This window comes from Gramella sp. MAR_2010_147 (assembly GCF_900105135.1).
In the GTDB taxonomy this organism is placed as follows: domain Bacteria; phylum Bacteroidota; class Bacteroidia; order Flavobacteriales; family Flavobacteriaceae; genus Christiangramia.
The window spans coordinates 2000099-2010869 of record NZ_LT629741.1; the positions used below are offsets into that span (position 1 = coordinate 2000099).

The window sequence follows — 10771 nt, forward strand, 5'->3', positions numbered from 1 at the left end:
ATCAGTTAATAAAACATGAACTGTTATACTGTAATTAATAATAATTAGTTGATATCGCTATACCCCACAGGCTCACCAATTAAGGTTGCGCTTGTACAGTCTTGAATTTTAACCATTACAAAATCACCGATCTTGTAATTTTCTTTTGGAAACACCGTTACCGTATTTCTTTCATTTCTACCACTCCAGTGAGCATCAGATTTTTTAGATTTCTTCTCAATTAAAACTTCAACGGTGGTTCCTATTACTGAATTAGTATTGTACCTACTATGTTTTTGCTGAAGATCTACGATTTCCTGTAACCTTCTTTTCTTGACTTTCTCTGGCACATCATCTTCTAATTTTCTCTCTGCCGTAGTACCTGGTCTCTCAGAATAAGTGAACATGTATCCAAAATCATATTTCACATATTCCATAAGAGAAATCGTATCCTGATGATCTTCTTCAGTTTCTGTAGGGAAACCGGTGATAAGATCGTGAGAAATCCCGCAATTAGGGATCATTTTTTTGATATTATCGATTAACTCAAAATATTCTTCTCTGGTATGAAGGCGATTCATTTTCTTTAAAATACGATCGCTTCCACTTTGAACAGGCAAGTGAATATAGTTACAAATATTTCTATAAGCAGCCATTGTTTCAATAACATCCAGGGTCATATCCTGCGGATTCGAAGTAGAAAATCGAATTCTCATTTTAGGCTGTGCCTCAGCAACCAGTCTTAGAAGCCCTGCGAAATTGGTCGCTGTAGCTTTCTGAATCTCTGTGGCATTTTTGAAATCCTTTTTTAGCCCGCCACCATACCATAAATAACTATCTACATTCTGCCCCAGCAATGTGATCTCTTTATAGCCTTTTGATGCAAGATCGTTCACTTCTTCAACGATACTCTGTGGATCCCTACTTCTCTCACGCCCTCTTGTGAAAGGAACCACACAAAATGTACACATATTATCACAGCCGCGGGTAATAGAAACAAAAGCCGACACTCCGTTGCTTTGTAATCTTACCGGTGAAACATCCCCATAGGTTTCTTCTTTGCTTAAGATTACATTGATAGCATCTCTGCCTTCCTCAACTTCATTTATCAAATTTGGAAGATCCTTATAAGCATCTGGTCCAACAACCAGGTCCACGATCTTCTCTTCTTCCAGAAATTTATCTTTCAAACGTTCAGCCATACAACCAAGCACGCCCACCTTCATTCCGGGATTAATTCTTTTTACTGCGTTATATTTCTCTAAACGTTTCCGTACGGTTTGTTCAGCCTTCTCTCTTATAGAACAGGTATTGACTAGAACAAGATCTGCTTCTTCCAGATTTTGAGTAGTATTAAAACCTTCTTTAGAAAGAATAGAAGCTACAATTTCGCTATCACTAAAATTCATGGCGCAGCCATAACTTTCAATAAACAGCTTACGACTATTATTTGCCTTAGGCTCTATTACCAAAGAGTTTCCCTGTTTCTTCTCGTCTATAATCTTCTCCATAATTCTTTAATAACCTGTCGGTTTTTAGATTGGCAAAGATAGGACTAAAGACAATTCTGACAAAGTGACAGAAAAAAATTTATAAATATATACGCAACCTTTCTTCTTTAGTTGCATCTAAAAGGTAACTAACCGATTTAGAAATGAACAGGCTACTTAATTTTCCGCTCCTATTGGTATTTCTGGTTTTTATTTCCTGTGACGAAGAGGAGAATTCTAATCTTTCTAATGTCGCTGTTCCTGTTACACAATCTATCGCAGACTTTAGAGCCTCCATTAAGGTGCAGGCACCCAAAACCATAAAGGAGTCAGGGAAAATATATGCCTGGAACGATTATATTTTCATCAACGATAAAAACGAGGGTGTACATATAATAGATAACACCGATCCTTTTAATCCTCAAAATATTAAATTCCTCAAGATTCCAAGAAATATGGACATTGCCATAAAGGACGAAAAACTTTATGCAGATAATGGAATGGACCTGGTGGTCTTTGATATAAGCAACATTAATAAAATCTCTGAAGTTGGAAGAGTTCAGGATGTATTCCCAAACTATTACGCTACTGCTCCTGAAGGTGTTAATTATGTTGATTTTGAAAGTTTTGATCCCTCTAAAGAAGTAATTGTTGGATACGTAATTGAAACAAGGAGAATTGAGCATGCAGAGACACGTGGGGATGGCCCTTTCTTTGAGTCAGCCGCAGACGGAGGAGGAAATTCGGGCACAGGTGGTAGCATGGCCAGGTTTAGCCTCAACGATGACCACTTATATGTTGCCGATGAATCTTCACTTTCTACTTTTGATATTTCAACACCTTCCAGTCCAGATCTACTAAAGAATGAATATGTAGGCTGGCAGGTAGAAACAATTTTTAATTACGAAAATCATCTATACCTAGGCAGCAGTACCGGAATGTATATTTACACTATTGAAGATCCGGCAAATCCTCAGCAAAAATCATTTCTACAACATGTTCGCGGATGTGACCCGGTGGTTGTTAAAGATAATTATGCGTATGTAACGATTCGCGGTGGTAATGCCTGTGGTCAAAATATGAATCAACTTGATGTTGTGGATGTATCAGACAAATCCAATCCTAAGCTTGTGAATTCTTATGAAATGACAAATCCTTATGGACTTGGTGTAAAAGACAACTGGTTATTTGTTTGCGACGGAAATGCAGGCTTAAAAATATTTGGAATAGAAGAAACCCCTAACCTTAAGTATATCGATCAATTCAGTAACATTAACACCTATGATGTCATCCCCCTTGATGAAAGACTACTTATGGTTGGGGATAATATACTCTACCAGTATTCCTATAAGGGTAACGAAATTAATTTAATAAGTTCTTTTACTTTGAATTAATTCCCTTTTTTGTTTGGTTTTTTTTAGAAATCCCCGTGTAGGGCGGGGATTTTTATTTTAATATTTCTTTTTAGAAATTCTATTCCCGGTGATGTGTCTTTGAGAATTACTTTTAAACCTATTCACATCATTCCCTCTTAATTTCTCATGTTTTGTTTTTCTGCCCTGAACGCGAGCTCTCCATTTTCTCCAGTTACGAGGATGCATTTGCTCTTTCATAAAGATGATCACCTGCTTTTCTGTTAACCCAAACTGATATTCAATTGCTTCAAAAGTGGTTCTATCTTCCCAGGCCATGGAAATGATTCTATCTATCTGGCGTTCCTCTAATTGAAATTCTTTCGCAATGCTCATTTTTTGTTTAATTTATATAGATTAAAGTTAAACAATTTTACTGAATGACATAAAAAAACCCTTTCCGTTTAGAAAAGGGTTTCTGTATAAATATCAGGTTGTTTAATTAAGCTTCGAAAGGCTCAATAGAAACATAAGATTTATCATCTTTCTTCTTAGTAAACTTTACAAGACCATCTACTTTAGCGTGTAATGTATGATCTTTCCCTGCGTATACATTGTCACCTGGACGATGCGCAGTACCTCTCTGTCTTACGATAATATTTCCTGCAACAGCAGCCTGTCCGCCAAAGATCTTCACACCTAAGCGTTTCGATTCTGACTCTCTACCGTTCTTGGAACTACCAACTCCTTTTTTATGTGCCATTTTATTTCGTTTTTAGTAGTTAAACTTAGCTTAATGCAGCAATTAATTCTGCTTTCTTCATAGAAGAGTATCCCTCAACACCTTTTTCTTTTGCCATTTCCCTCAGTTCTACTACTGTGTTCTGGCTAAGGTCTTCTGATTTCTTATCAGATTTGGTCTCAGTCTTCTTTGTTTCTTTTTTAGCTTCTTCTTTTTTAGGCTCTGCCTTTTTAGTTGATGCTTTTTTACCTCCTTTAAGGTCTATTCCTTCAATAAGAATCTCTGTTAGAGCCTGACGGTGACCATTCTTAACACGGTAACCTTTACGTCTTTTCTTTTTGAAAACAATAACCTTATCACCTTTTAAGTGACGGTTGATCTTTGCTCCAACAAGAGCTCCATCTATAGCCGGGGCGCCAACAGTAACATTATCACCATCTGCAGTAAGTAAAACTTTGTTAAAAGAAACACTGTCTCCTTCTTCACCTGCTAAACGGTTTACGTAAACCTTTTGGTCTTTTGCAACTTTAAATTGCTGCCCTGCTATCTCTACAATTGCGTACATAGCGTATAATTAATTATTTAAATACTTAAAATAGTGCTTACATTTTTCACGCAAGCGGGTGCAAATATAATCCTAATTAATTAATTGACAAAGGTTTTTCTATTTTTCAGAATCACCAGAAATCGTATGTTTCTTCGCTTCTTTAGTATTCCATGATTTTTTGAATAACTGCATATAAGCTAGCGTCAATACCAGACTTGTTGCAAAGCCCATCACAGCTACTACAAAAAGTACAATTCCAATATTGGTATTATAATCTTTGATCCAAACTGTAATGAGATCATCAAGAAATCCAGGATTAAATTCTGTAGCATAAAGACCAAAGAAAATAGTGAAAATGATCGTAGCATTAAAACCCGTTAGAAGGCCGGCCATAAACCCCTTCTGAAATTTGAATTTATTCCCCTTATGCAGTCTGTAATGCTTGATTGCTTCAAACATCCCGTAAGCCATAATAACTCCATTAAATAAACTATAAATTGGATTTACATGAGCTCCAAATAAGGAGAGTATTAAAAAATAAGCAATTAAACCAGCTGCAATAGCAACTCCATATTTAACGGGAATACTTAATTTGTCCATAGCACTTTGAGATTTTTCATAGTAAATTTCCAAAAAATGTTACGTTTATTACCTTAATAGCATGTTAATTTTAACACTTTTCACCAGGAGTTAGTATTTATACCAAAATAATGTAACTTTTTAGCTCTAATAGTTACTAATTAATACAATTGAAAAAACCTATTTTAAAATGATTAACAAACTAAAACTTGTTGCCTGCTTTTTCTTTATAGGAATCGTAGGTTTCGCTCAGGAAGTTGAATTCACTGAGTATGATTTAGACAACGGGCTCCATGTTATTCTGCATAAGGATAATTCGGCACCGGTTGTTACCACCTCTGTAATGTACCACGTTGGAGGAAAAGATCGTGAAGATGGAAGAACCGGAATGGCTCATTTCTTTGAACATCTTCTTTTTGAAGGAACTGAAAATATTCCAAATGGAAAATGGTTTGAAATAGTTAGCTCCCATGGGGGAAGTAACAATGCGAACACAAGCCAGGACAGAACTTATTATTACGAAGTATTTCCTTCAAACAACCTTGAACTTGGATTATGGATGGAGTCTGAAAGGATGATGCACCCAATTATTGGTCAAAAGGGAGTGGATACCCAGAATGAAGTGGTAAAAGAAGAAAGAAGACTTCGATATGACAACTCTCCTTATGGAAATCTCCTGCAGTCCATGCAAGAGAACATGTTTGTGAACCACCCTTACAAAGATCCTAATGTTGGTTATATGGAAGATCTTGATGCTGCGACACTGGACGAATTTAAAGCTTATTTTGATAAATATTATGTACCTAACAATGCTGTGCTTGTTGTAGCGGGAGACATAGATATGGATAAGACTAAAAAAATGATCAAGGATTATTTTGGTCCTATCCAGAAAGGGGAAGAGATCACAAGAAATTACCCAGAAGAAGAGCCAATTACAAAGCAAATAAATGCAAAAGCTTATGATTCTAACATTCAAATTCCTGCTTCAGTAATTGGATATAGAACCCCTGCTTTCACAAAAAAGGATTCATATGTTCTAAATATGATCTCAGATTATCTAAGTGACGGGAATAGCTCTAAATTGTATAAGAAATTGGTTGATGAGCAAAAACAAGCTCTTCAAATAGGTGCCTTTAACCTTGAACAGGAAGATTATGGAATGTACCTTATTTTTGGTATCCCTCTTGGCGAAACATCTTTGGAGACCTTGAATACCGAAGTAGAAGAGGAGATCGCTAAACTAAGAAATGAGATGATTTCAGAAAGTGACTTTCAAAAACTTCAGAATAAAGCTGAAAATAGTTTCGTGAATTCTAATTCGAGCGTGGCAGGGATCGCAAATTCCTTAGCTAGAAACTACCTGCTTTACGGGGATACCGATCTTATTAATGATGAGATCGAAATCTACCGTTCTATTACTCGTGAGGATATAAAGAGGGTAGCCAGCGAATACCTGAAACCAAATCAAAGAGTGGTATTGGAATACTTACCTGCAAACGAACAGGCAGAATAATAAATCAAAAAATATAGATAATGATAAAAAATATATTAACCCTGGCAGCAGTTTTAACTCTGTCTGCTGGTGTTTCAGCTCAAATAGATCGAAGTAAAATGCCCGAACCTGGGCCTGCTCCGAAAGTAAATGTGGACGAACCTGAAACTTTTGATCTGGATAACGGATTACAGGTAATGATCGTTGAGAACCATAAATTACCAAGGGTAGCGATGTCGTTAAGATTTGACAACCCTCCCCATGTAGAAGGTAGTAAAGCAGGTGTTTCAGGAATTACCGGGGACCTTATAGGAACCGGGACTACGAACATGACCAAAGATGAATTCAACGAAAGAGTTGATTTTCTTGGAGCACGTTTAAATTTCTACGCTGGAGGAGCAAACGCTAACACCCTTTCTAAATATTTCCCTGAAGTATTAGGCCTGATGGCTGATGGAATGGTGAACGCAAAATTCACTCAGGAAGAATTTGACAAGTCAAAAGCCAGAACTATTGATGGGCTTAAGAGCAGCGAAAAAGATGTTTCCTATAACGCAAGAAGAGTACGATCTGCACTTGCTTATGGAAAAGATCACCCATACGGTGAATTTTCTACTCAGGAAACGGTAAATAATATTGAGCTTGCCGATGTGAAATCTTATTACAGCACATGGTTCTCTCCTAAAAATGCCTATTTGGTTATTGTTGGGGATGTAGACGAAGATGAAGTGAAAGATCTTGTGAAAAAGAATTTTTCCAGCTGGAAAGGAACTGCTACTCCAGATGTGACTTTACCTACAGTTTCTAATGTTGAAGAAACAGAGATCGATTTCGTAAATATGCCAAACGCTGTTCAAAGTGAAATCGCGCTAGTGAACACTATCAATCTTAAGAAGAAAGACGACGATTATTTCCCGGTTCTTGTAGCTAACAAGATCCTTGGTGGCGGTGGTGAAGCGAGACTTTTTCTTAATTTAAGAGAAGACAAGGGATACACCTACGGAGCTTACTCCAGTACAGGAAATGACAAATATGCGTCTACCTTTGTAGCCAGCGCCAGCGTTAGAAATGAAGTTACAGATAGCTCTGTGGTTGCTTTTCTTGACGAAGTATACAAGATTAGAAATGAAAAAGTAACAGATCAGGAACTTGCAAATGCAAAGGCCAAAATTACTGGAGATTTTGTTTTATCCCTGGAGCAACCTGCAACTATTGCAAATTTTGCCATGGAAATTGAAACCGAGGATCTTGACGATAATTTCTACGAAGAATATCTTGAAAGAATTGATGAGGTAACTAAAGATGATGTCCAAAGAGTTGCCCAGAAATATTTCATGGCAGATAATTCGAGAATCGTGATCGCAGGAAAAGGTTCTGATGTACTTGAGAATCTGGAAAAAATGACTTATAACGGCAAAACAATTCCGATAAATTATTATAATAGATTTGGTGAAAAGACTGAAAAACCAGAAGCCAAAACAGTAGATGCTTCTGTTACTACCGAGGCTGTTTTCTCCAAATATATTGACGCTATTGGCGGCAAAGAAGCCGTAAATAATGTAGAAAGTGTTGTAATGCTTGCTCAGGCTGAGGTTCAGGGAATGAAATTAGACCTTGAAATGAAAAGAACCATGGAAGGCAAACTTTCCCAGTCAATTTCTATGGGAGGAAATGTGATGAATAAGCAGGTTTTTGACGGAGAAACCGGATTTGTAATGGCACAGGGACAAAAAATGCCATATAATGAAGAACAAATTGAAACCGCTAAAACAGATGCCAATCCATTTCCTGAATTAAGTGTTGGTGATGCCAAGGTAACAGGGTTGGAAAAGGTGAATGGTGAAGATGCTTATGTTGTTGAAATAGATGACAACAACAAAAATTTCTATTCCGTTAAAACAGGATTAAAAGTTCAATCTATTAAAACTGTGAGCCAGGCTGGACAAACGATGACTATTCCAACAGGTTATAGTGATTACCAGGAAGTAGAAGGAGTAAAGTTTCCTTTTACGATCTCTCAAAGCATGGGACCACAGTCTTTTGAATTTAAAGTTTCTGAAATTCTAGTAAACGAAGGAATTTCTGAAGAGGATTTTGCGACTGAATAAATTTTAATAAAACAGTAAAACTAAAGCCCCCTATTTCGGGGCTTTTTTTATGTCGCCTGTTTTCTGAATTTAGAGACAATATCTTTTGATCTATTTACTATAAACACACCAATTAAAATCACAAAAGATGAGATAAGTTGCCAGAAACTAAATACTTCTCCGTCTAAAATACCCCAACCTAAAGCAACCACTGGAATAGTGTAGGTTACCGATGTTGTAAACACGGGATCTGTTATTTGAACAAGTTTATTGAAAATAATCATAGCCACACCAGTACCTATCACTCCTAAAATTCCCACATAAATTAAAGAAGATCGTATTTCTACGCTCAAATTTGACATTTCAAAACCAGAATAATACAAAATGGCAATGGCCGGAATAAGTAACACTGAAAAATTTCCTGCGGTTATCCCAAGTGGCGTGATATTACTCATTCGGGTTTTAAGAATATTTACATTCAAAGCATAACAACCGGTAGCCAGAATCACTAAGAAAGAATAAAAATAATTTTGATCTGGATTGATACTTGCCCCGCTAAATATAAGCCCGGCGGTTCCCAGGAGGCCAATAATCACACCTGTAATTTTATTCTGGGTAAATACTGCCCTAAAGAATAAGACTCCAAAAATGAGCGTTAATAATGGGGTTGTGGCATTCAGAATAGATGCTATGGCACTATCTATTTCAGTTTCGGCAAAAGCAAAAAGGTATACCGGAAAGAAAGAGCCAAGAAAACCTGAAATAACGATCCATTTCCATTGTTGTTTTGTAAGTTTTGAAATACTCTTAAATCCTACCAGGATCAGGAAAAGAGCAGCAAAAATAATTCTGAATGATCCTACCTGCAATGCAGTTAAACCAATAAGCGCCTTTTTAATGAGAATAAAGGAACTTCCCCATACAATAGAAAGTATGATCAAATAGATCCATTTAAGGTTTTTCACAGCCTGTTATTTTTAAATTAGGACTGCGAAGATATATTTTCTTGAAGCTCTTTAATTGGGAATACTCCAAAACCTATAATAGAAATAAGTTCCATGTTTCTTAAGGTCTGATTTTGAATATTATGATCTTTCTAAAATTTAATTATAGGATCAGGCTTATATATAAAACTAAAAAACCTCCAACATACGTTAGAGGTTTTTAGTTGTTCTAGATATTCGTTTCTAATTTAACTGCTCGGTAAATGGTGTTGGAAAGGCATCTATAATGTTATCTCCAGCACGATCTAACGGCACATTCGCTTCATTGAGCATATCCAGCCTTCTTAGATCGATCCAACGATGACCTTCAGCCAGTAAAGAATATCTTCTTTGTCTTAGAACTTCTTCAAGCAAACTATCTGCATCAGTAGCACCAGAATAATCTGATAATCCAGCGGCATTTCTTACAATATTAATTGCTTCAACAGTTTCATCGTTATCTGTTCCAATATTGGCTTCAGCATAGATAAGGATTAGTTCTTCGTTTCTAATTAAATATACCGGATCCACATTACTTTCGTATACCGTGATCTGGTATTGCGCAGATAAGCCATCTGTTAATACTACCTCTTCTAGCATTATAGATTTTTCCTCAACTCTTAAGTCTCCAGGAGCCGCATCTGCGATCCAGGATGGATGAACCATAAATTCCTGGCCGGATTGCATAGGCACGTGATATTGTGCATTAAGGATATCGTTACCGGTTAAACCAAAAATATGTGAAGGACCTTCATACAAGTCCCCGTCCAGATCAAGAAATGAATCTGCCAGTAAGCTGAGAGCTAATTGATCATTCTCCTGGTACAAGGCAACCCTTGCTGCTATAGCCCTATTAAACTCACTAAAAGTAGCAGCTGTATCAAACCCATCAAAACCTGAACTTAAACTTACAAATTCTTCAGTTCCACTAGCAAGATCTGCATTAGCCTCATCAAGAAGACTCATAATAGCGGTAAGAGCTTCGTCGTAACCCACATTCGGCCCAAGGTTATCAGGGTCGGCTACATCTATTCTAATTCCGTTATCAAACTGGCGGTTCGCCACCATCAATAAAGCATATGCTTTCAGGGTCTTGGCATAACCATAGTAGTCGCTCTTTTGCGCATCACTAAATCCGGCTACAGAATTTTCAACGGCTTCAATAAGAATATTAGCCGACTTCACGATCTTATACCAGGCGGCGTATGAACGCGTGGTTAAAAATCCATTATTATCCAGAGGCCCTTTCAGCAGCTCTCCGGTATATCGCGGATCTACACTTGTGAGGTCATAATACTCCCTACCTAAAATACTCACAGTATCATAATGAAACTCCAGGTCGCTACGCATAATAGCCTCAAGGCCTGTAGCCAGTAGCATAATATCACCAGCGGTTGCCCCTTCTTCAAAACTACTTACGGTAGGTGCATTTGGATTTTCGATATCTTCTAATTCGCACCCCGGGAAGAGTATCAACGCAAACATGAAGATGAATGTTATTGATAATTTTTTCATGATTG

10 protein-coding genes are annotated in these 10771 nt (G+C 37.1%); 3 read left to right on the forward strand and 7 right to left on the reverse strand.

The window, feature by feature from the left end:
- Positions 1-44 precede the first annotated feature (44 nt).
- Positions 45-1490: a tRNA (N6-isopentenyl adenosine(37)-C2)-methylthiotransferase MiaB gene (gene miaB, locus BLT95_RS09020; protein ID WP_089665767.1), complete on the reverse strand. Its 1446-nt coding sequence runs from the start codon at positions 1488-1490 to the stop codon at positions 45-47.
- A 143-nt stretch (positions 1491-1633) separates the two neighbouring features.
- Here miaB and BLT95_RS09025 point away from each other — a divergent pair, with 143 nt between their 5' ends.
- Positions 1634-2863, forward strand: a complete 1230-nt coding sequence (locus BLT95_RS09025; RefSeq protein WP_089665768.1) for a hypothetical protein — start codon at positions 1634-1636, stop codon at positions 2861-2863.
- 57 nt (positions 2864-2920) lie between these two features.
- Here BLT95_RS09025 and BLT95_RS09030 read toward each other — a convergent pair whose 3' ends face one another.
- The 4 genes from BLT95_RS09030 to BLT95_RS09045 form a co-directional block, all read right to left on the reverse strand.
- Positions 2921-3217 carry a TIGR03643 family protein gene (locus tag BLT95_RS09030; protein ID WP_089665769.1) on the reverse strand — a complete coding sequence of 99 codons (297 nt, stop codon included), beginning with the start codon at positions 3215-3217 and terminating at the stop codon, positions 2921-2923.
- Positions 3218-3323: 106 nt separating this feature from the next.
- Positions 3324-3584, reverse strand: a complete 261-nt coding sequence (gene rpmA, locus BLT95_RS09035; RefSeq protein ID WP_026913974.1) for a 50S ribosomal protein L27 — start codon at positions 3582-3584, stop codon at positions 3324-3326.
- Positions 3585-3609: 25 nt separating this feature from the next.
- Positions 3610-4128 carry a 50S ribosomal protein L21 gene (gene rplU / locus BLT95_RS09040; protein WP_089665770.1) on the reverse strand — a complete coding sequence of 173 codons (519 nt, stop codon included), beginning with the start codon at positions 4126-4128 and terminating at the stop codon, positions 3610-3612.
- 99 nt (positions 4129-4227) lie between these two features.
- The gene (locus tag BLT95_RS09045) at positions 4228-4710 is read right to left on the reverse strand and encodes a DUF4199 domain-containing protein (protein WP_089665771.1); all 483 of its coding nucleotides are present in this window, start codon (positions 4708-4710) and stop codon (positions 4228-4230) included.
- A gap of 169 nt (positions 4711-4879) precedes the next feature.
- On the opposite strand from BLT95_RS09045, the gene BLT95_RS09050 reads away from it, so the two are divergent.
- Entirely contained in the window at positions 4880-6202 is a 1323-nt protein-coding gene (locus BLT95_RS09050; RefSeq protein WP_089665772.1) for a pitrilysin family protein, read from the forward strand.
- Between the two features lie 20 nt (positions 6203-6222).
- The gene (locus BLT95_RS09055; RefSeq protein WP_089665773.1) at positions 6223-8289 is read left to right on the forward strand and encodes a pitrilysin family protein; all 2067 of its coding nucleotides are present in this window, start codon (positions 6223-6225) and stop codon (positions 8287-8289) included.
- Between the two features lie 47 nt (positions 8290-8336).
- Here BLT95_RS09055 and BLT95_RS09060 read toward each other — a convergent pair whose 3' ends face one another.
- Together BLT95_RS09060 and BLT95_RS09065 are read right to left on the reverse strand one after the other, a co-directional pair.
- Entirely contained in the window at positions 8337-9233 is an 897-nt protein-coding gene (locus tag BLT95_RS09060; protein ID WP_089665774.1) for a DMT family transporter, read from the reverse strand.
- Positions 9234-9455: 222 nt separating this feature from the next.
- Positions 9456-10766 (reverse strand): RagB/SusD family nutrient uptake outer membrane protein, encoded by a 1311-nt coding sequence (locus BLT95_RS09065; RefSeq protein WP_231896349.1) that lies wholly within the window; start codon positions 10764-10766, stop codon positions 9456-9458.
- Positions 10767-10771 lie beyond the last annotated feature (5 nt).